This window comes from Desulfitobacterium chlororespirans DSM 11544, from assembly GCF_900143285.1.
Lineage (GTDB): Bacteria > Bacillota > Desulfitobacteriia > Desulfitobacteriales > Desulfitobacteriaceae > Desulfitobacterium > Desulfitobacterium chlororespirans.
In genome coordinates, this window is the sequence record NZ_FRDN01000017.1 from 35,822 (window position 1) to 57,202 (window position 21,381).

The following is a 21,381-nucleotide window of genomic DNA, read 5'->3' on the forward strand; positions in this document are numbered from 1 at the left end:
TCCAATCTCAAAGCTCTTGAACCACCTTGACTTTATCGTATAAAAAGAAGTTATTGTGGAGGAAGAGATAGTCAAGTAGATATTCCTATGGTGGAGTATCATTAAAAGAGAATATTCAAAGGGACACGTATTGCCAAAAATGGTATGCGTGTCCTTTTTTGTTTATAGAAACAAATTAAAAAGGGAGGTAATCTGGTGTGTGACTTAGGAATTGAGGGTCGATGCCAAAACCCTGTAGAGTGTGAAAAAAGGAGATTGATCTTTAAGGCCCAAAACGAAAAGATGTTAGAACTATTTGGCCATACAGAATTCGAGCTATTCAAACGGGCATTTAAAGAAAAAGGATTCGATTCCTTAAAAAAGGACCCTAAACGAACTCATTCTGCTGACAGGGCCTATGAGCGTGCTATTTCCGAAGCGGAAATACGGTCAGTATTTAAAAATGGTGACATTGTAGAGTATTACCAAGGCAACGGCATCAAAAAGATGCTGCTTTGGGGATTTCACTATTTGGGGAGAAAGAAATACCGACCTATTCATGTTGTATTGAAAAAGGAGATGACAGAATCCATGTGGGAGATTGCAACAGTCTATGATCCTCGTTCTCAGCCGTGGCTGTGGAATAAAGAAATATATTCGGAAAGGATATGTTTCTGCAAAAAAAGATTTTTGTAGCTACAAATTGTGGCTACAAAAATCTTCTGATACGGCGTATAATATAGTCATAAGAAAAAACCGAAAGGGGAATGTATTATGGCTATAACAAGAGAACAGACCGTGCGAGTACGAATGACGAAAGGAGAGGCATTTATGTTGAAAGTAAAAGCTACAAGAGAAGGACGGAGTTCATCAGAAGTCATCAGGCAAGCAATCTTGGAATATGAGCCGAGACAGCCGGAGCCATCACTTTGTCTAAATTGTTTAGAGGGACCTGAAGAAGAATTTTGGGATAATTATTTTGCTGAAGCCGAAGCCGAAGAAAAAGGAGCTTCTGCCATAAACATAAAAGAAAATGCAGAAAGGCGAGTACAAATGGAACCTATTTGGTACTCTGAAACTAGAAACATATCCGTTGCCGCTAACACGCCAGAGGGATACGAAGAACATAAAGTTACCTATACTGGTATCCCAGCAGAAAGATGCCCAGTATGCGGGACAGTGAGAACTAATTACGGCCTTATGCTTGATATTGAAGAAGCTGAGGTAAGATTGGTTAACCACTTTATAAGATTAAATAAAGGCTGGCCGGAGGAAATCAGTTTAGAAGAGCTGAGCCGGTTAATGTAATCCTTATTTTTTAGTAAGGACAAAAAAGACGAGCTGCATATGCGCCCGTCTTTTTTTGTTATCCAAAACTCAAAAGGAAGGGGGAAAGCCATTGGATACCATCAAGGAAGAAGCCCAAAAGATGAAATGCCCGGATTGCCAGAATCGCCTTATCCCTAGTGGGGGGTGTGCGTTCTGCCCAGCGTGTGGCTGGAGTCCGTGCAGGTAAGTTCCAATCTGTGAGATTAAAAAAAGGGAGGATTTTTTTATGGTTTTAGAAAATATGGTTGCAACTACTAATGAGGCTGAAGATAATGGGCACCTTGGGAACCTCTTTTGGTTTTCTATTGGAGATGACACCTACAACCGAAACTTGCTTGAACAGACGCTCATTCAAGTGGGCTTGTCATTAAGCCACATGCCTCACCAGATCAGACTCGTAGATGCGTTTCGGCGCGCCACGAAAGAAATTGAGTGCTCGTTGAATCCAAGCAATGGCGTGTCAGAAAACTTTATCGTTCGCGATGTATATTCTGATACGAGCACGGTTATCCGTCATATTGTCAAGGAAACCGTAGATTCCAAAGGGAAAAGACTTTCCTATAATGAGGACGAAGCCGTACTGACCTTGGACAAAAAAACGGAAGTCATAAACTTCAAGGGCGATGAGACGGGCTATGCAGCAACCCTTTTTGATGAGGCAAAGAGATACTTTGCTATTTTCAAAGAAAATCACAACGGCCAAGCGGTAAGAGGGATGGTGCAAAACATTCTTAAAACGCTATCTCCTACACCGGTACGGCCCAGCGGCGGCGTTTACTTTGTCCCGGCTGCCCATGATGAGGATTTAGGAAGGTTAGTAGCATTCTGCTCAGCTTTCCCGAAAGGAGAAGGCTTTAAAATACCGGTCATTAAGAGTGTTGAGTCTATTGAGATGATAGAGAAAAAAATATCGGATCACTTGGATGGAGTGATAAACCAATGCCGTTTTGCAGCTGGAGAGAGTACTCTTACCAAAGGGAAGCTGGCCGAGATAATCAACGATACAAAAACTGTAGTGTCCGGCTATCGGGATTATGAAACGATAATTTCTATGCAAAAGAGAGAATTGGATTCAAAAGTTCAGCTCATACGCGACATGATGGGTATGTTGTTGGATAAGGGGGTGGCGTGATGGATAACAACTTTAAGATTTGTCCCAACTCCCCTAACCACATTGTTGTAGGCGGTTTTCCTGAGTTTGTTTGCACAGAGTGTGCAACAGAATGGGTCTTAACAAACCGTCTCGGGAAGTTGAGTATCCTGTACACGCAGTTTAATAAAGAAGGAAACGTAGTAAAAAGATGGAGAGTACCAATAGTCTCAGTTAATGACAAAAAAATGAAAAGACGGAGGCTCACGGCCTGAACCCGTTCTTTATGCATCGCGAAAGAAAGGGTCAATAACCCCCGCTTAAAGAAGCGGGGGCTTGCCCTGGCGGGGGCAAGGGAAACAAGTTGACTAGACTCAGCCCTGAGAGGGGCTACGCGAGTTGGGCTATAAGAACCTCCTGGGTGCCAGTCCCAGCCTGGGGAAATTCGGCAGAACCGCTAAATGCCATGATAGGTTTTAACCTGTCTAAGCCCGGCTTGCTTTGTCGAGGGACACTCAACTCTGAAAAGGAGGCACGATTACCGTGCATAACAAAGTACCAGTCGTCCATCAAGACGGCACTCCACTGATGCCATGCTCACCGGTCAAAGCCCGGAAGCTATTGCAAAAAGGTGGGGCTGTTAAGAAGTGGACGGAAGCAGGAATCTTCTACATCCAGCTCACTACGTCAACCAGTAAACATACGCAACCTCTGGTATTGGGATATGACCCCGGAGCCAAATACGATGGATTTTGCATAGCCAGTAAAAAGCAAATGCAAACATCCGGCATGATCATCGTCGAAAACAGAATCAAGAAGAAGCTGGAACAGCGGCGTAATATGCGTCGAGCCAGACGGTTCCGCAAGACCAGACGGCGACCGGCGCGGTTTAACAACCGAAAGAACAGGGAGAACTGGCTGCCGCCCAGCATCAAAGCCAAGGTGGAAATGCGGATAGCGTTTCTCAAGCAACTCCTGGCCATTTATCCAATCAGTCAAGTCGTTGTGGAAGATGTCAAAATCGACGGCAATAAGCTCAAAGGACAAAAGGGCCGTCAATACTGGACCTGGACTATGGTAGGTAAAACCAAGCTCTACCGATGGTTAGAGGCAAGAACAGAGTTGAGCTTATGTGAACCGGAGGATACCGCCAGGGTGCGAAAAGAATACGGGCTAACCAAGATAGGCGAAAAGAAAGCCCATGTTTTTGAATCCCAAGCCGTAGATGGATTTGCCTTATGCATTGCCACACTTGGTACTCAAGATAAAAGCGTAACCAGCTTCAGCGTTTGGAGAAGGCCAGAGAATCCACGAAGGCAATTGCACCGGCTAGAGCCGAAAAAAGGCGGTATCAGACCGCCTTATGGGGGCAGCGTTACACTGGGATTTAAAAAGAATACGGTAGTGGAATACAAAGGTAAACTCTACCGTACAGGCGGGACAACGAAGGGGAGGCTCAGTCTGCACAGTTTTGACTACGATAACAGGCGAATCACGCAGAATACCAAGCCGGAAGAGTGTCGTAAAGTGTTTGTGCAGAGCTGGTTTCACAAAAAAGTAGTTTAAGAAAGAAAGGAAGTGAAGGCGCATTCCTCCCGCCGCCTAAGAGGCGGGGGTATCCTGCGCCACGTTTGATGAAAACATGAAAGCGTTAAAAAGAGTCTGCATCACTTACCACATGCAGACCATGATTAGCAAACCCAGCGATTCGATACGAGAGTATGACACAGCCGAAAGCTGTATTGTTATTCCGATGGTTGAAGAAATTGCTAATGACATCCTTCAAAAGCAGGCAAGCAGCTTACATGTACCAAGAATCCTACTGAATGAGCTTGCCAGCTATCAAGGATACGAAAATGGCATTTTCGTCATGGCGGAAGAAGTTAAATTAACCTGAGAAAAAAGAAGGAAACTGTTTAGTTAAGTATTTTGGGAAACAAAAAAGGGAGGATTTTTATAATGCTGCAGAAAATCAATGAGATCCGGAGTTACCTTAAAGCAATTTACCTAGAGAGAAATGATATCATCGAAGGTCTGTTGACCGCATTTATCGCAAGGCAACACGTTTTACTTGTAGGTGAACCCGGAACGGCAAAGTCGGCTATCGTTGCTGACCTTGCCAAGAGTATTACAGGTGCTAACTACTTCCAATGGCTTCTGACCCGCTTTAGCACCCCGGAAGAGTTATTTGGTCCTGTATCACTTAAGGCATTAGAGCAGGACACTTTTAAAAGGAACACAACAAATAAGCTGCCTGAGGCTCACATCGGCTTCGTGGACGAGATTTTCAAGGGGAATTCCGCCATCCTTAATGCCCTCTTAACGCTTGCCAACGAGAGAGTGTTTTACAACAACGGCGGCATTATCCAGTCTCCTCTCTTTTCCATCATTGGGTGCAGCAACGAGTGGCCGGAGACGGATGAGGGCCTTGAGGCTCTGTTTGACCGCTTTATTCTTCGTTATGAGATACCTTACATCCAGGACGGAAGGAACTTTGTAGCAATGTTACAAGGCTCCTGCCCAGCTCAAAGGCCGACCATCACGCTTCAAGAATTGGAACAAATACAAAACTACAGCGAAATGATGGTCACGGTTCCGCAGGATGTTCTTGAGGGTATTCGGGATATTCGAGATGCTCTAAAAATAGAAGGTATACACCCCTCGGATCGGAGATTCCGGCAAACATTGTCATTGCTTAAAGCGGTCGCAACATTGGATGGACGGGACACTGTATTAAGGAAAGATATGAGTATCCTTGTTCATTCACTCTGGGTTTCCCCGGAAAGCAATGAAAGAGATATTGTAAGAACGGTTGTTACGGATCTCTGCCTAGACCCAACAGAAAGAGAGATAGTTAATCTTGACGATATGTTAACAAAGTTACATCAAGAAATGGGGGTAGCCGACCTTTCAAACACAGCGATTGTTTTAGAATTCACTCAAAAAATGAAGGAAATCAGGGTAAGAATTGAAGCTATTCCTAATGGCCAAAATTACCCGAAAATCACCGAAATGTTAAGTCTTCTGGATGAAACGAAAAAAGCAATTACAACAGCGGCATTGGGATAAAAATGTTTATGGGTTAAGCGGCTCACTTTAGCCGCTTAATCCAATTAAAGGGAGGTTTTTCTATTGGCATTACCATGGAATAAAAACCAAAAGCATTACTTTCATAGTTGCCTCAACACGGATAACTATGATAAACGACAGTTTGAAAACCTACTGTCCGTTGCTCCGAAAATTCGAGAGACAGAAGCAAAGGGTGAAAGCGTTTTCCCAGGCTATATAAACTTCATGGGGGATCAATGGTCGGCCCTATATAAAGGGCAACCACAGATCAACCCCGAAGCGGGCGGAAAAGCGGCTCTCCACAGACCACTGATTCAAAAGATGATGATCTCTGAAGATTACCAGAAGCTCAGGGAGCAAACCACTCTGGATGACTTTTCTGCCGCGATTGGCACATTATCTATAAGCCAAACCATGATTAAATTTATAGAAGAGCGGAAAAAGAATGATGAACAATTAAAGGAAATGCAGAAACAACAAGAACAGCTGCAACAACAGATTCGGCAAAATCAACAGTCTATCCAAAAAAGAGAGCAACAGGGCAAGAAATCAACAACTACTCAACAAGAAAAGTCCAAAAAACTTGCCGATTTGTTAAATGAGCTTCAACAGCATATGGGACAGCAATTAGCAAATAACATAGATATGTCTCAAATGCTGAGTCAAGCGGCTCAGGACGCAAATAGCACCAAACAAGGAATCGAAGATCTGATTTCTGGTACCCAGGCCGGTTCAGGGGCAGCCGAAATGAAAAAAATCCCTTTGCGGCAGCAGCTTGAGCTGGCAGAAGTCCTCAAGAAGGACCGTGTTGTCAGAAAAGTGGCCGAATGGGCGGGTCGATTTAAAGCAATTGCCCGTAAAAAGCAAAAATCTAAGCATGTTGCTTCGGTAGAGCGTGAGGGGATTATTCAGGGGAATGACCCGGAACTCTTGCTGCCGACAGAGCTGGCCATGCTGAACAACCCATCTACAAAACTGGATTTCTATCGCCGGTTTACGGAGAAACAAACTCTCCAATATGCACCTCAAGGGAAAGATTCGGCTGGAAAGGGGCCAATAGTATTATGTTTGGACCAATCCGGAAGCATGGATGATCAAAAAGAGCAGGCTGCAGGATTTGCTTTGGCGATAGCTATGATAGCAAGAAGGCAGCATAGAGACTTTGCCTATATTCCATTCGCCAGCAAAACGGGCAAAACGCTTATTTTTCCTAAGGGTAAAATTCCTGTTGAAGGGATTATTGAAATCGCGACCAGCTTTTTAGATGGCGGCACGAACTTTGAGCAACCCCTTAGAGAGGCCATAAAAATAGTCGAGAACCGAGAGCGGTTCAAGAACGCAGATGTCATTTTTGTGACTGATGGCAGTGCTCACTTAAATGACGAATTTCTTAATAATTACCATGAGAAAAAGAAAAAGTTGGACTTTAAATGCATGGGATGTGTACTGGGATCTTCATCAGGTCATGAAGTTGAAAAGTTCACCGATGAATGGTTTGCGGTTACAGATTTAATTAAAGCGGCCGAAGACAGTGCGGTTTTTCAGATTTAAGGCTTAAAAAGGAGGGAAATGCTGTGTCAATACAAACGACAGTTAAATTAGAAGGAACCCTTAATGGGGTGAAGAAAACAGCCGTCATTACAGCCGATCAACACCCCAGAACGATATTTCAAGACAAGACGCTCAAAGAGCTATTCCTTCTAAATATACCGAATCCAGGGTGCCAAGACATCAACGAAGAAATGATTTCAGCCGACATTGATATTCAGCGGCAATGCGAGTTCGGAATCGCTGGATTTCATTACACTGGAAACGACATGCAAATTGTTCTGAGAAAGGCAGATGAGCTGGCTAGAAAAAATGAAAAAGAGCTGCTCGATGAAGCAACTTCCGTTGTAGATAGTGAATTACCAGATCCTGAAGAGCTTCTCGCCTTGGCAACAATGGCACTTATGGAGGGAGACACTCGAAAAGCCATCACTATTGCTGAAATATTTGACGCCTCGGCCAAAATAGCACTAAGGGGAGAAGAAGTCAAAGATGTAGGGGGAAAATTTCTAATTGCAGCTTTTATGCTTGCTAAAGAAATGATTGAGGGCAAGGGTGAAAATACGTAAAAGATTTGTGTTTCATAGTTTAGAAAAAGTTCTTGAGAAAAAAGCTCCTCTCTCACCTTTGCTGGTGTGGGAGGACTTTTTTTAATTTCAGACAAATTTCGCGAGATTTCGGAAGGAGAAGTGTGGGATAATTTCTTTATATTACTGAAAGATGGTGGTATAAATGCACCTTAAAGATGTTATCGAGGAGTTTATAAGTGAAAATCCTAATTATAAACATGATATTATCAATTTTATAAGTTATCTTACAGAATATAAAAAATTGCCATTAGATGATACCGTATTTGGTGGAATTAATACAGATCACGTCATAGATAGCTTAAAACACTATATTGATATAGGACAATTCAAAACCGTTTCAATTGTACAGAAGTACACTGTAGTTATCTCTAAATTTTTTATATATGCTATTGTAGCAAAGAACTCACTGAAAAACTCGAATATACTAGATGAGATTTCGGCACCTAAAATTGATGAGAAGTCATATTATAGCAGAATCAATTTAATGATTAGTAAAAATAAAAAGCTAAGTACAAAAGAGCCAATATTAGTATTCTCACGTGAGATTATCGAAGATATCATAACCAATTGTGATTTAATTATTCAAGACACCGGAAAGCACAATAATAAAATCGGGTTCGAAAAACTAGTTGCAGCATTATGTATCAAACTAGTGGTACTTACGGGCATGAAATATGGCATAGCAAGAAAAATTCGTGTTGAAGATTTAAATGTTACGACAAATACTATTCATATAAATGGGTTTAATATTCGGTTACCGTTAAAGCTTAGTACTCAATTTCAGTACTACATGGAGTTAAGAGAATCCTTTGGTAAAAAGTGTTCTTTCTTATTTATGTCCTTTGATGGAGAGCAATGGGGTGGACAAACGAGTGCTTCTAAAATGCCCGATATGCTTGCAAGATGGACAGGGCGGTCAGGGACTACCGGGTTAACCAAGTTTGGTATAATCAACTTAATTAATGCTGGAGTCAGCGACAGTGTTATTAAAAAATTAACCGGTGCTGAGGAAAGTGTATTAAGAAGCTGCGTCGAATCAAATGAAAAAAAAGAAGCAATGCAATGGGAGAAGTATGTCAATTCTAGAATTAGCAAAATTGATATATACTATTCTCTTTAAGTGTTCATTTTTCTTTCACAAAGACCAAAAACCATATCAACGTCGGCTATGCATGACAAGCACATGGATATAGACCTTAATATGAAAGAATGTGATCACAATAAATCTGGAATATAAGGCATTAGAGGTCGTCTATTACTCTTTTCGTTTTCTTTGGGTGATAGTCAGCTCAGTACCATTGTGGTTATGGCCTATTCTTATTCTGGTTTTCATCGTTAATAATTGGAGGCCAAGGAAGCCAGGGAGCAGGAGAAGAAAGAAGTCTATGCGATAGTCGCACGAAAAAAGCATCGAAACCTAATCCAGTGCCTGTCACATCTATAGCGTTAGGGACATATAGTGTAGTGGGCGGAGGATCACAGAAGTTGTCGGTTGTCGTGTCTACGATCAAGCAGAAGCTCGGTGCAAATATAATGCGCTGGGCTTCTGCTTTTTATTTCCACTTTTCAATAAAAGATTTAGGAGATAGAATAAGAACGTGAGTTCTTATTAAGAATGAATGTTCTGAGGTGAGAGACATGAAAGTCATCATGGACCCAATAAAAATGTTAGCCAAATTTGACTTACACGGCAATCTTACTCCGGCTAGATTTCAGCATAAAGATGAGGTTGTAGACGTAGAGCGGTTACTCAAGGTATCTGAGGAAAAGCTGGCTGGTAATCGGATGCTAATCTTCAGGTGCCAATCCGAAGTGTATGGGATAATGAAAGTGTTTGAGCTTAAGTACGAGCTGCAGACGTGCAAGTGGTTTTTGTATAAAATGTAAGTGTAAGTATATTGTCAAAACTTACCGCTACTATTCTTGCGTACATACGTTTATAATACAGAACGAATGTTCTTTTAAGGAGCGAATGTATGGCGTCAAGAGTTATTATGCACATCGATGCGAATTCGGCTTATCTATCATGGGAAGCCGTCCACAGGCTGCAGCACGGGGATTCTTTGGACTTGCGAACGGTGCCTAGTGTTGTTGGAGGAAATCCCGAAACCAGGCACGGCATAGTCCTTACGAAGTCTATACCGGCTAAGAAATTCAATATTAAAACAGGGGAGACTATCTGGGAGGCAAAAGCTAAGTGTCCAGAGCTTATCATTGTGCCACCTAATTACAGCTTATACATGCAATGTAGTCAGGCTTTTGGGGATGTACTGAGCGGGTATTCTCCGCTGGTGGAGCAATATAGTATAGATGAGTATTTTGTTGATTTTAGCAGCATGCATTGGATTTATCCAGACCCAGTAGCGGCGGCACACTCAATTAAGAATCGGATTAGAGATGAGCTGGGATTTACGGTTAATGTTGGGGTATCCTCAAACAAGCTCTTGGCAAAGATGGGATCAGAATTCCAGAAGCCCGACAAAGTCCACACCTTATTCACTGAGGAGATTATGGAAAAAATGTGGCCCCTGTCGGTTGAGGAACTCTTCATGGTTGGGCGAGCGACATCTAAAAAACTTTATGATCGCAGAATCAGGACGATAGGAGAGCTGGCCGGTGCTGATCCTAGATGGCTAGAACTCTTTTTAAAATCGCATGGTCGGCTGATTTGGAATTATGCAAATGGGAGGGACGCTTCTTTAGTTAGAGTTAATAGGCATCCTGTCGTGAAAAGCATGGGGAATTCCACAACGACGGCTTTCGATGTCGATAATCAAAGAGAAGCATATTTAGTTTTACTCTCCTTGGTAGAGACTGTGGCGTTTAGGATTCGTGCAGCTGGATATTGCTGTCAACTTGTGTCTATATCAATTAAGGATAATGATTTTCTCTACAGGTCCCATCAAAGGAAACTTTATGACCCCACGGATTGCACGAATCTTATCCACCGGATAGCGTGTGAGCTATTTGATGAACTATGGCGGGGAAAGCCACTGAGACATCTCGGAGTGAGCGCAGCAGATCTGTGCAGCAATGAGTTTCTGCAGACAAGTTTATTTGATGAGCAGAATGAACAGCAGAGAGATGTAGATAAAACCATTGACAGCATCAGAAAAAGGCACGGCTCATTAGCCGTGCAGAGAGCGTCATTTCTTCATAGCGGATTAAAGCCAATGACGGGAGGTACAGGGGAAGAAGCCGAGTATCCCATGATGTCGAGTGTGCTTTAATGATAATCATAAGAGATAGTCCCAGGGATGCTTCCCCTGGGGCTGTCTTTATTTGTCCTTATATTTATCTTTCGTGATTGCCTGTAGTAAAAGAGTGATATCATCCAGCCGCCTCTCTAACGACATGTTAGACTCTCTGACCCCATGACGCACAGCAGTCTTGATGATCTCATAGAGGATTAGGACTCCTACACCCCAGAAGATAAGTAGTAGGATTATGTTGGCGGTGAAAAGACTTCCTATTGCGGCCACCTCCTAAGGGTTACATATCTTGCAAGGGGAGTATCCAGCATTTATTAGCTCATCCCTTGTTGTGTCCCTGTCACCCCTGTTTTTTGTCGGCAAGCTCCGGCAGGTGGGGTAGTGGAATTTCTTTGAACTTGTATTGATTACATAGTGCTGCGCTTGTGACTCTGCAGGTGTGGGAGTCGGCTCTGGTTTCGGTGTCGGGGCAGGCTCTGGAGCAGGGGAGGGAGCTGGCGATGGTTCAGGTGTTGTTATAGCTGGCACTGAGGCCGGTGTATTGTTAGCCGGTGGAGCATTAGCTTTAACTTCAGATGCAACCTTATCCATGGTGATTGTGGTCCCGTCACTTGTGGCAATAATGGTCCCAGACTGGTCAGTACGGTAAACCTGCACCCCCGCGCTGGACAGGCGGCTCAAGACAGCGTCGGTAGGATGTCCATAGGTGTTGCCTTTACCAACGGAGATGACCGCGAATTTAGGCGATACAGCCTTTAAAAAGGCTGCGGTTGTGGAGCTATCGCTGCCGTGGTGACCAACTTTGAGCAGAGTGCTTTGGAGATTGCCGTTGCGTAGCATCTCATTTTCCGAGATGTCCTCAGCGTCACCTGTTAATAAAAATGATGTGTTGCCATGAGTTATTTTTAGGACCGCGCTATAGTTATTGAGGTCGGCATAACCGGAGTTTACAGGGGCTAAAAATGTCCCGGCAATCCCTGGCACATCTAAGGCCACACCTGCTTTGACCTGTATCTTTTTAGCTCCGCTGGCATTAGCAGCTGTAATCATGTCCTCAAAGGTCTTCGTGGTACTCGTCGCGTTTGGCATATAGAATTGATCTACCTGGAAAGATTTGAGCACATCGTCCATCCCGCCGATATGGTCCTCATGCGGATGGGTGGCGATTGCTGCAGCTAGTTTGGTGACACCCTGGGCTTTGAGATAATTGACTACGAGAGTTCCGTCTGCATTATTCCCGGCATCCACCAAGACTGCAGTTTCGCCGGATTGTATGAGGATACTGTCGGCCTGGCCCACGTCGATAAAGTTGACCTTCAAAGTGCCTGACTGGGTGGGGGAGTTAGTAGATGCTGCAACGGGAGCCACAGCCGGGACAGAGGCTGGTTCATCATCCTTTGCAGGAGCTTCATCGGGGACTTGTGATTCACTCTCTTGTGCATCTTGTGCGCCCTTTTGTATGGCTATTAGTTGCGAAGGCGGATCGGATTGAGCAGTGCTTGAGGTTCCGCACCCTACCAGGAGCGTTAAACTTAACAATAATGGGGCTAATCGTTTTAACATTTGTACCTCCTATTCGTCAAAGAAGTTATTCATCATGTTTTTAACTCTTTCTTGGCGGGCTTTCGTTTCGTTATCGTCAATGGCCACAGAAATAGAAATTACATCACCCTCTTTAGCGGTAGGCATGAGGATTCTGGGTAAGCTAAATGTCTGCCGGTCGCCTGACTCGATTACAGCGTAGTCGCCCTCAAAGCGGTCTATGATATACAAAAAAATTCCTCCTTGCTCGTTGAATTATAAAAATTATAAAAGGAACTTTTCACCACAGGGTAGTTATTTCCTGCTTTTCGACAAAAAGTTGCATTTTCCAGTATGGCTCATGTTCTGTATCGCTCCATAGACGGCCAAAGTATCGCGATAAATCTTGCTGGTTTATTAACTCTCCCCTATGGCTGTGAAAAATCATGGCATAACCCCGGTGCGTCTTAGCTGCTGAAGTTAGCGTATCTAAGTAAAATATATATACAGCCTGTATAAAAATACAGCTGTATATATATTAGTAGATATGATATCCTAATTTACATTGGGGGTGCCTATTGTGCAAGATATTACTGATTATGGACGTGTGGAAATAATTCTTGGCGACTATCTGAAAACAAACAAAATAAGCAAGAATTTTCTTGCTGAAAAGGCAAATCTCCAGAGAACACAACTTAATACCTATTGCAAAAATAATATAAAACGTGTTGACTTTGATGTTCTTGCACGGATATGCTATGCACTTAATTGCGAATTGGCCGACATAGTCAGCTATGTTAAGCCTCAAAATGAAAACGGAGGGGAAAGAAATGGCTGACACTAAAGTTATTGTGATACCAGAAGGAAAAATTTGTGATTATATTGATGGAAAGTTCCGTAATGACACACCAGAGGAATATGTCCGCCAAACTATAGAGAAACGCCTTATTAATGAGCATAAATACTTACCGGCTCAAGTGAAAATAGAATATATTTTGCAATTAGGTTCTAGTAAGAAACGTGCTGATATAGTCATTTTTGATCATGACTGTCCTGTGCAGAAACAAGAGTATGTCAAAATTATAATTGAGTGCAAAAGGGAAACCGTGGAGCCCAAAAATGCGAAAGATGGTATTGAGCAGCTTAAAAGCTATATGTCAGCTTGCCCGAATTGCGAATGGGGCATGTGGACAAATGGGAAGCAGAAAGAAGTTTTTCGCAAAGTAATTGATAGAAATGGAAAGACTTACTTCGATGATTATAATGATATACCGTCTGCTGATGGAAATTTGGAAGATATTGACCGCCCTAAACGTAACAATTTAAAAAATGCCTCGGATGACAATCTGCTATTCGTTTTTAAAACATGCCATAATCATATTTATGCAAATGACGGTTTGCAAAAACAACCTGCATTTTTTGAGTTGCTTAAAGTTATTTTCTGCAAAATCGAGGATGAGCGCAACATTCCAGATGAGCTGGAGTTTTATGCTACATCTAAAGAACGAAATAATCCTGATGGGCAGTTAACGGTTAAAAAACGTATTTCTAAAATTTTTGACCGTGTAAAGAAGAAGCACGGAAAGATATTTGAGGCGAACGAGGAAATTAAGCTGGTTCCCCGTAGTTTAGCCTATATTGTCAGTGAGTTGCAAAAATACAGTTTGCTCAATACTAATATTGATATCAAGGGCAAAGCTTACGAGGAAATAGTAGGAGCGAATCTTCGCGGTGACCGTGGAGAATTTTTTACGCCCCGTAATGTTATGAAGATGGTTGTTTTCATGATAAATCCAACAACACATGAGCGCGTTTTGGATAGCTCGTGTGGGACGGGAGGCTTCCTTGTGAATGCTATGACTCATGTGATGAATGCTTTGGAGTATGACTTTTCTAAACAAATTGGAAAGTTGAAAGTTGAGTGGAATAATCAAGAATTACGAGTATTTCAAGATAAAGTATCAGAATTGGCAAAGTCTAATTTCTTTGGCTTTGATATAAATCCTGATTTAGTAAAAGCCACAAAAATGAATATGGTTATGAATAACGACGGTAGCGGAAATATCTTGCAAGCTAATTCTCTTTTGCCGCCGCATGAATGGACAGATGAATTTAAAGGTAAGCTGGCAGAAGCTCTTGGTATAAATAAATCCGACATCCGCAATCATGAGACCATTGAATATTTTGACGTAATTGTGACGAATCCACCCTTTGGGAGCGATATCCCAATAAAAGATGAGAATATTCTTAAGCAGTTTGAACTCGCCCATATCTGGGAGAGTAAATCTAATCCCAGGGTTTGGATAAAGACTGATCGCCTACAATCGTCCGTACCTCCAGAAATATTATTTATTGAACGCTGTGTCCAGTTTCTTGTGCCGGGTGGCAGGCTCGGCATTGTATTGCCCGATTCTATTCTTGGGTCACCTGGGCTAGGTTATATAAGAGAGTGGCTTATAAAGAACACTCGCATAATCGCAAGTATTGATCTACATGCAGATACTTTTCAGCCACGTAATGGCACACAAACTTCAGTGTTGTTTTTACAAAAGAAAACACAAGAGCAAAAAGATACTGAGGAAAAAAACGGTACAATGGCTGACTATAATATTTTCATGGCGATGGTCGAAAAAATTGGCCATGATAAACGCGGCAATCCAATATTCAAACGTGATAAAGAAGGAAATGAAATACTTGGCCCAGACAATAACAATGTTCTCTTTTTAGGTGATACCGCTGAAGGTAGTAGAACGGTATCGCTGCAACAGAAGAAGAAATTGGAGGATGATCAAACACCCGAAGTCCCTGAAATCTTCTCTAAGTGGAAGAAAAGGGAGGGGATTGCATGGTAGATGAAGCGGTTGCTCGCCCTTTACCGGAAGTCCGTGTTGCCGAATTATCGAAGGAAGACATCAAGTGGTGTACGGTATCGCTTTCAGAAGTCATCAATGCTGGAAAGCGTTTAGAAGCGTCTGTTTTTGAGGTTGAAGGACGACACGCGCGAGAGGCTGTTGAAAACTGTAAATGTATTACTCAGCCACTTCATGGAACTAATGGATTTTCTACTGCATATTGACCCATACCCGGTTTGTCGGACACAGGAGAGTTAGGGTAAAATAAGACCTGTGGAGGATGATAAACGTGTCAAAAAACGGGAAACGGTATAATCAAGAATTCAAACATGACATTATACGCTTAATCACTGAAGAAAACCGTTCAGTTTCAAGTGTGGTTCAAGATTTTGGGGTCAATGAGCAAACTGTGCGCAACTGGCTTAAGCAAACCAAAGAGAGGCAAGATCCTATCAAGACCAAGATAGCCGAGCTTGAAGCTGAGCTTAAAGCAAGGGATAAAAAGATTGCCGATCAGGAGTTAACGATAGATATCTTAAAAAAGGCTACCGCCATCTTCGCCCAAAGCAACCGGAAATAATCTATCAGATGATTAAAAAAGCCAGCAGCTCCAGCTGCCCGGTTGAGAAGATGTGCGAAACCTTAGAGGTATCTCGGAGCGGTTATTATGATTGGGATAGGCGTGAACCCAGCAAGCGTCAAAAAGAGAACGAAACGATTCTTAAGGTGATGAAGGAAAGCCATACCAAGGCTCAGGCAATGATTGGTCTGGATAAACTTTGGAGCGATGTCAAAGAGGCAGGGTTTCAATGCGGTAGAAACCGGGTTTACCGATTACAAAAGCAACATGGACTATACAGTGTTCGAAAGAAGCCCTATCGCGTCTGTCTCACCGACTCGAATCATGATTTGCCCAAAGCCCCGAATCTCTTAAACCAAAAATTTAAGGTTGAGCACCCGAATAAAGTCTGGGTCACGGATATCACAGAATTTAAAACAGCTAAAGGAAGCAAGCTGTATCTGGCTGCCATCAAGGACTTATTTCATAAAGAAATTGTGGGTTGGGCTTTGGCTGAACACATGAGGACTGAGCTCTGTTTGGAAGCCTTAAGGAACGCTGTCAAGCGTCATAGACCGCTCAAAGGGTTGATTCATCATTCGGATCAAGGGCGGCAATACTGCAGCACCGTCTATGTCGAAGAATTAAAGCACTGGGGAATGATACGAAGTATGAGCAGAAAGGGCAACCCCTTTGATAATGCCTGCGCAGAGTCTTTTTTCAGCACCATTAAATCAGAAAGGCTCCATCACAAAACATACAAAGACATCGAGGAAGCAAGGCGGGATATCTTTTGGTACATCGAATGTTTTTATAATCGACAACGGAGGCATCAAGCGTTAGGGAATCTGACACCGGCAGCTTTTTTAAAGAAGCACTGTGAGACCCAAAAGGCTGCTTAGGGTCAACTTGGTAGGCGCCTGTCAAGGGGCGGTGTCAGCCGAGACGAAGTCCTTGCCCTTGATAGGCCAACTAGCTAAGACCCTTATGTCTCAGAACAGTTTAAAGACTGTTCTGCTGCCACCCGGCGAGGGCGGGGTTTCAGGGGCTGGCCCCTGAGAGAGCAGCTTGGAGCATTTACTTAAGATGAAAAAAGAAGCAATCCTGCGATTCTGGGAGAATCCCTAACTCTAGAATGTCCGTTTTATCGAGAAAAGGTCATATACTTGCGGTAGATTTAAGCGTGTTTGGCTTCCGTTTTCTGAGTTTCCAATATTCCAACCATCTTCGATTATGGATATAAGGCCTCAACCTGATGGATATCTTTCTCCTATAACAAAAACTAATATTGAGGCATTGCGTGTTAAAAAAGGCCAGATATTGGTTACCTGTTCGGGGACAATTGGAAAAGTAGCATTGGTTTCTAGAACACTTGACAAACAAATTTTTAGTCATGACCTTATAAGGATAAATGTGAAGAATCCGGCTGATGTTGGATTTATTTATGCTTTTCTGCGGTCAGAAACAGGTAATACACTATTGCAGACTAATAGATATGGATCAGTAATACAACACATAGAGCCCGACCATTTAGCAGATATTCCTGTGCCAAATCCAGCAGATAAAATTAAAACAAAAATCAGCGATTTAGTAATTCGTTCTTATGATCTCCGTGATCGGTCAAATGAATTAATAGATAAAGCAACAGCAATGCTTGTTGATGCTCTTTGCCTTCCACCGATAAGTAAGCTGAAAACAGAGCGATTTTGTGATGAATATGAAACAAATAATTACAATGTGAAACTTTCTGACCTAGGTGGACGGCTTGATGGTTCGTATCACCTGCCGATCACTAAGGCTATTACAGCGCATCTTCAAAGATACGCTGGTGAATTAACAACTGTAGGTGATGAAAGAATTAGTAAGAACATTATTTTGCCAGGGCGTTTCAAACGTGTGTATGTTGAAAAAGGACAAGGGCGAGCTTTTTTTGGAGGCAAGCAACTTTATGAACTTGACCCAACTAATAAAAAATATTTGTCATTAACACAGCATGGAGATAGAATTAAGGAGCAACTGGAACTGCATGAGAATATGATTTTAATAACGAGAAGTGGAACGATAGGAAAAGTAACTATCGTTCCGAAACATTGGGAGCATTGGGTTGCCAGTGAGCATATTATCCGCGTCATTCCTGCATCTAACGAAATTGCAGGCTATCTTTCTATTTTTCTGGCATCCGAATATGGATATCCGTTAATTAGAAGGTTCACATATGGTAGTGTAGTTGATGAAATTGATGAAAGGCATGTGGCTAAAATTCCTTTTCCTCTGCTAAAAGCCAAAGCGGTGCAGGATGAAATTGCTTGCATTGCGCTTGAAGCTAATGCGTTTCGTTATGAAGCATATAGGCTGGAACAAGAGGCTTTACAGATTATGAATGATGAAGTAATATTTTCATGAAAATGTATTGGTGTTTGCTTCAATGGATCGTGCACTGTAGTTCTTTATGTTAAATAAGGACTTTTCACGTGATACTGATTTGATACTAAAAACTTCATAGAATAAAAATAATGGATGGAAAATAAGGAATATCAGGGATGAAAAACGCTAAAAAACAGTGTAAAGCAAGAGGAAATAACTATCTATTATCGAGTGGGAGTAAGAATGGAAAAGCCGGAAACCCGTATGAATAAAGGGTTGCCGGCTCTTTTTTTGTCCTTGGCTCTACTTTGGCTCTATAGGGCTTAAGCCTTTAAATCATGGAAAATACGCTTGGCCTGCAGGCTCTCGGCGAGCGTTTGGATATGGGGAATCCGCTATTATACTATGAGGGTAAATGAATAGTATAGAGCGATAGTGCAAAGCAGCCCTGTATTCTGGACGGAGAAGGCACGGTATTCGACCAGGGGAAGGTATGGTCACTCAGGCGAAGGAAGAGATTGACTAATAAATAAAATAATAATAGGATTTGTCACATTTGAGATCTTGGCCTCATATCCTATGAGTAAGTCACCTAAAAGGATGAGCGGCCATGACAATGAACTGCGTTTTCCTGATTAAGGCAGGAACCGTGGTGGAGAATAGGATGAAACCGATTGCCGCCTGGTGGAGGCCAGGGGTCTGATTCCTTATAGAAAATGGTGCCCACAGCCAGTCTTGGCAAATTGGAAAGCGCTTTCCAATTTGAAGATAAAGAAATTGGTTTAGCTAAGACAAAATACAGCTTAACACCCTCCTATTCCATCTGCTTTTGATCGATATCAGTCGATATCATGAGCAACAGTTTGTAATGGTTTGTTGAAGGGTATCAGTTTGCGATTCAGCCGGTGCTGGTTTTTTGTAAGGGTTTAGCAGGTTCATGGCACTAATTCCAGGTTTGGATAGATCCGATGACAAGGACTAAATGATTGGGATTTTTAGGGAACTACTACGGAAATTGAACTTATAGACCTGAGTGAAAAAGCGGTTAGGACTTCATACTAATGAAATCTTAACCGCTTAAATTTATGTAATTATCATGTAATTATTTGAGGTACAGAACCGAGGCGGGCATCAGGAAGAAGTAATCCTCAGGATGACTTAGATCAATCTGTATGTTATTGGATACGGCGTTGCCGCTTTGATCCATAACAATAAGCTTGACCAGGATGTCCTCAATACGGTCCTCCCTTAATTGTCTTCTGCTGAGTGAGGATTTATAACAATTGTTTTCCTTAGTGATACTCATCAGATATTTGACGGTAGAATCTTCAGTAGGGTGAGTTACCCCCACCATAGAGTAAATGAGAGGTTCCCCGGAATCATCTGTGGCTTCATCCCATTGGAAAAAGAGTCCTTCGGAAGTTACCTCGGTGAGTTGAAGCAAGGGCATACCAGGGGCATCCCGATCTTCTTTACCCTTAAGTCCGGAAAGATTAACAAAATAATCATAGAGCCCGGGAACTTCCCAGGCCAGGGGCAGATGAGCGTTTTCCTGGGGGGTATACTGATAGGAACGGATCCGGGTTAAATCCGGGCTGCCAAAAAGTTGTACATAGTCTTCAGCAGCAATTTCCACGGCTGACCAGCAGTGGTCACCGTTGTCGATTTCTGTATAGTGGTTGAGATTGCGGATTTTTGCGTATTCAGAATCAAGATAATTATTGGTTATGCCTTCTTTTTTATTCAGATAATAATAGAGAAAATGGTGACCGTATTCATGAGAGAGGGTATTGAGGACATAGGGGTTATCATCCCCCACGCCAAAAAGATCAATATAGCGCCCTGGAGCAATCTGGTCTCTAAACCACTCCCCGTGCCACATGCCTACGGTATTCGTCCCTCTGGGATAATCAGGGTAGAGATTGATGTGGGATAAATAAGCAATTTCCTCCCCTATGGTATTCTTCGCAAATTCAGCATAGATTTCTTTGAGCTTGTCCAGGTCATAACCGGGTACGTAGCTGCGAATCTCCACACCATGGGTGCCTTTATAGGTTAGGAGAGGGGCCTCGGAATTAGCCTGGAGAGGGGAGGCACTGACTGCAAAGTGGTTTCCTCCCAGCAAAGTGATGCATACTAAGAAAATTGTAATGACTAAGGTTCTGCTTTTTTTGTTCAAGTGAATCATCCTCTCTAGTTAATATATTCACAATAAATAAAGAGAATCCTCTTTCTTATACAGAATCTTAGAAGTTTTTTATATTTTAAGAAGGTCAAATTATTCTGGGAGGGTAATATGAGGGGCACTTGACGAAGAATGAATTTTTTGGAAGGGCATTTTGTTGTGCTTTCGTAGGTTTTCCTTAGAAAGATTGCATAGAATGGAGCAGAGTGACAAAGAAGAGATTGTATTACGACAAATAGGAGCGAGGCTATGAATGAACTAACCCGCATGGAGAAGGAGAAAAGCCAAATCAGAAAACTTCGGGAGAAATACCAAGGGATAGAGAGACCTGGAGTGTCCATCATTTTACCCACTTCTAAGCCAAAGTATTTACAGAATATCTATGCTAACCTTCAGCGTATACACTATCCGAAGGTCGAATACATCGTGATTATCAACACCTCCCGCGCCCGGCCTGAGATTTATTATGAGAAGTTAAAGGACTTGGCAGAGATCCGGTTTTTAGTTTTAAACGAGAGTTACACCCTGGGGGATTGTCTTAATTATGGTATCGACATGGCCAAGTATGATTATATCGGGAAAATGGATGACGATGACTATTATGGAGCCTTTTTCTTAGAGGATCTGATGCTGGCTTTCCAATATACCAATGCACAAATTGTGGGTAAAGGGGTCCATTTTGTTTATTTTGAGTCCAATTTTGCCTTAGGGCTCCGTTTGCCTATCGCCGTTCCCTACTCCCTTGAGGAAGGGGTATTTTTTGAAAACCGTTATACAAGGGGACCATCCTTGTCGGGGGGGACCTTTATGATCAAGAGAGAGGTTTTCGGGAAGGTGAGGTTTCCTTCAGTCAACTTAGGGGAGGATGTGAAATTTCTTCAGGAGTGCACGAGGCGGAATATCTTGATCTATGGAGCGGATCGCTATAACTATGTTTACATGCGTCATGGGGATCGCATGGATCATACCTGGAGTGTAAACTCTGACTTTGTTTACCGGCAGGCTCATATTTTACAGCAGGGGGGAGATTTTCTACCGATGATTACAGTATGAACGAGGGAATTTTAGGCTCCTTAACACGGA

The 21,381-nt window shown here is 42.5% G+C and carries 20 protein-coding genes; 17 read left to right on the forward strand and 3 right to left on the reverse strand.

Annotation, left to right across the window (positions count from 1 at the left end; all coding sequences use genetic code 11):
• The first annotated feature begins 195 nt into the window (after positions 1 to 195).
• From BUA14_RS23280 to BUA14_RS23335, 11 genes are all read left to right on the forward strand, one after another.
• Positions 196 to 675 (forward strand): DUF4258 domain-containing protein, encoded by a 480-nt coding sequence (locus BUA14_RS23280; RefSeq protein ID WP_072774768.1) that lies wholly within the window; start codon positions 196 to 198, stop codon positions 673 to 675.
• A gap of 135 nt (positions 676 to 810) precedes the next feature.
• On the forward strand, positions 811 to 1,287 hold the full coding sequence (locus BUA14_RS23285) for a ribbon-helix-helix domain-containing protein (RefSeq protein WP_157384367.1): 477 nt from the start codon (positions 811 to 813) through the stop codon (positions 1,285 to 1,287).
• A 247-nt stretch (positions 1,288 to 1,534) separates the two neighbouring features.
• Positions 1,535 to 2,440, forward strand: a complete 906-nt coding sequence (locus BUA14_RS23290; protein ID WP_072774769.1) for a DUF6744 family protein — start codon at positions 1,535 to 1,537, stop codon at positions 2,438 to 2,440.
• A 501-nt stretch (positions 2,441 to 2,941) separates the two neighbouring features.
• Positions 2,942 to 3,964, forward strand: a complete 1,023-nt coding sequence (locus BUA14_RS23300) for an RRXRR domain-containing protein (RefSeq protein WP_072774770.1) — start codon at positions 2,942 to 2,944, stop codon at positions 3,962 to 3,964.
• Between the two features lie 76 nt (positions 3,965 to 4,040).
• Complete coding sequence (locus tag BUA14_RS23305) at positions 4,041 to 4,295, forward strand: hypothetical protein (protein ID WP_072774771.1); 255 nt, start codon at positions 4,041 to 4,043, stop codon at positions 4,293 to 4,295.
• A gap of 62 nt (positions 4,296 to 4,357) precedes the next feature.
• Positions 4,358 to 5,467 (forward strand): AAA family ATPase, encoded by a 1,110-nt coding sequence (locus tag BUA14_RS23310; protein WP_072774772.1) that lies wholly within the window; start codon positions 4,358 to 4,360, stop codon positions 5,465 to 5,467.
• Between the two features lie 63 nt (positions 5,468 to 5,530).
• Positions 5,531 to 7,018, forward strand: a complete 1,488-nt coding sequence (locus tag BUA14_RS23315; protein WP_072774773.1) for a vWA domain-containing protein — start codon at positions 5,531 to 5,533, stop codon at positions 7,016 to 7,018.
• 23 nt (positions 7,019 to 7,041) lie between these two features.
• Complete coding sequence (locus BUA14_RS23320; protein WP_072774774.1) at positions 7,042 to 7,584, forward strand: hypothetical protein; 543 nt, start codon at positions 7,042 to 7,044, stop codon at positions 7,582 to 7,584.
• Between the two features lie 163 nt (positions 7,585 to 7,747).
• A complete protein-coding gene (locus tag BUA14_RS23325; protein WP_072774775.1) occupies positions 7,748 to 8,725 on the forward strand; it encodes a site-specific integrase in 978 nt (325 codons plus the stop codon).
• A gap of 518 nt (positions 8,726 to 9,243) precedes the next feature.
• Complete coding sequence (locus BUA14_RS28615) at positions 9,244 to 9,492, forward strand: hypothetical protein (RefSeq protein ID WP_072774776.1); 249 nt, start codon at positions 9,244 to 9,246, stop codon at positions 9,490 to 9,492.
• An 89-nt stretch (positions 9,493 to 9,581) separates the two neighbouring features.
• Complete coding sequence (locus tag BUA14_RS23335; protein ID WP_072774777.1) at positions 9,582 to 10,835, forward strand: Y-family DNA polymerase; 1,254 nt, start codon at positions 9,582 to 9,584, stop codon at positions 10,833 to 10,835.
• A 255-nt stretch (positions 10,836 to 11,090) separates the two neighbouring features.
• On the opposite strand, the gene BUA14_RS23340 is transcribed toward BUA14_RS23335, so the two are convergent.
• Both BUA14_RS23340 and BUA14_RS23345 read right to left on the reverse strand, forming a co-directional pair.
• Positions 11,091 to 12,380 carry a ComEC/Rec2 family competence protein gene (locus BUA14_RS23340; RefSeq protein ID WP_072774778.1) on the reverse strand — a complete coding sequence of 430 codons (1,290 nt, stop codon included), beginning with the start codon at positions 12,378 to 12,380 and terminating at the stop codon, positions 11,091 to 11,093.
• Between the two features lie 9 nt (positions 12,381 to 12,389).
• A complete protein-coding gene (locus BUA14_RS23345) occupies positions 12,390 to 12,590 on the reverse strand; it encodes a DUF3006 domain-containing protein (protein WP_072774779.1) in 201 nt (66 codons plus the stop codon).
• A gap of 328 nt (positions 12,591 to 12,918) precedes the next feature.
• On the opposite strand from BUA14_RS23345, the gene BUA14_RS23350 reads away from it, so the two are divergent.
• The 5 genes from BUA14_RS23350 to BUA14_RS23375 all read left to right on the forward strand — a co-directional run bounded on the left by BUA14_RS23350 (position 12,919) and on the right by BUA14_RS23375 (position 18,152).
• Complete coding sequence (locus BUA14_RS23350) at positions 12,919 to 13,176, forward strand: helix-turn-helix domain-containing protein (protein ID WP_242954741.1); 258 nt, start codon at positions 12,919 to 12,921, stop codon at positions 13,174 to 13,176.
• Positions 13,169 to 15,190, forward strand: a complete 2,022-nt coding sequence (locus BUA14_RS23355; RefSeq protein ID WP_072774780.1) for a type I restriction-modification system subunit M — start codon at positions 13,169 to 13,171, stop codon at positions 15,188 to 15,190. Before BUA14_RS23350 ends, BUA14_RS23355 begins: the two co-directional genes overlap by 8 nt.
• A complete protein-coding gene (locus BUA14_RS23360) occupies positions 15,184 to 15,414 on the forward strand; it encodes a hypothetical protein (protein ID WP_072774781.1) in 231 nt (76 codons plus the stop codon). The genes BUA14_RS23355 and BUA14_RS23360 overlap by 7 nt, the downstream gene beginning before the upstream one ends.
• A gap of 56 nt (positions 15,415 to 15,470) precedes the next feature.
• A protein-coding gene (locus BUA14_RS23370; protein ID WP_085930657.1) for an IS3-like element ISDha7 family transposase occupies positions 15,471 to 16,651 on the forward strand; the annotation gives its coding sequence in 2 pieces (ribosomal slippage) (positions 15,471 to 15,723 and positions 15,723 to 16,651; 1,182 coding nt in all).
• Positions 16,652 to 17,045: 394 nt separating this feature from the next.
• Positions 17,046 to 18,152: a restriction endonuclease subunit S gene (locus BUA14_RS23375; RefSeq protein ID WP_178371789.1), complete on the forward strand. Its 1,107-nt coding sequence runs from the start codon at positions 17,046 to 17,048 to the stop codon at positions 18,150 to 18,152.
• Positions 18,153 to 19,215: 1,063 nt separating this feature from the next.
• Here BUA14_RS23375 and BUA14_RS23380 read toward each other — a convergent pair.
• Positions 19,216 to 20,301: a hypothetical protein gene (locus BUA14_RS23380; RefSeq protein WP_242954742.1), complete on the reverse strand. Its 1,086-nt coding sequence runs from the start codon at positions 20,299 to 20,301 to the stop codon at positions 19,216 to 19,218.
• 246 nt (positions 20,302 to 20,547) lie between these two features.
• Between BUA14_RS23380 and BUA14_RS23385 the strand changes: the two genes are divergently transcribed.
• A complete protein-coding gene (locus tag BUA14_RS23385) occupies positions 20,548 to 21,351 on the forward strand; it encodes a glycosyltransferase family 2 protein (protein ID WP_072774784.1) in 804 nt (267 codons plus the stop codon).
• Positions 21,352 to 21,381 lie beyond the last annotated feature (30 nt).